This window comes from Bradyrhizobium sp. CFUWI, from assembly GCF_056429085.1.
This window is the reverse complement of the sequence record NZ_JBWJZE010000312.1, coordinates 1-390: the sequence shown is the minus strand read 5'-3', so window position 1 is coordinate 390 and position 390 is coordinate 1. Positions and strand designations below refer to the sequence as shown.

Genomic DNA, 390 nt, shown 5'->3' with positions numbered 1-390 from the left:
CTGAAGGACCTGGGCGCGCGGATCGAGACCGGCAACTCGCCCTCGCCGCAGGCGATCTCGCTCGTCGCGCCACTCGGCTTCGACGTGACCACGGTGGCCGTGGTCGAGCGCCTGGACCCGGCGCGCACGATCGGCATCGACATGCTGGTCGAGGACGCCGCCACGCGCCGCCGCGTGCCGGCCACCAATCCGGCCACCCGTGTCGACATCCGAGACGCCGCGCTCGCCCCCTTCGCGCGGGACGGCAAGCCGGTGAGCGTGATCCGCGACAGCGGTGGCTTCGTGACGCAGCGCGTGGTGGCCACCATCGTGAACATCGCGAGCGACATCTGCCAGCAGGGCATCTGCAGCCCGGCCGACCTCTAATCGGCGGTCACGCTGGGCCTGGGC

At 72.1% G+C, this 390-nt stretch carries 1 pseudogene; it reads left to right on the top strand.

The window, feature by feature from the left end:
• Positions 1 to 366 (top strand): annotated as a pseudogene (locus AC066S_RS39965) (3-hydroxyacyl-CoA dehydrogenase); the annotation flags it as partial.
• Positions 367 to 390: the final 24 nt, after the last annotated feature.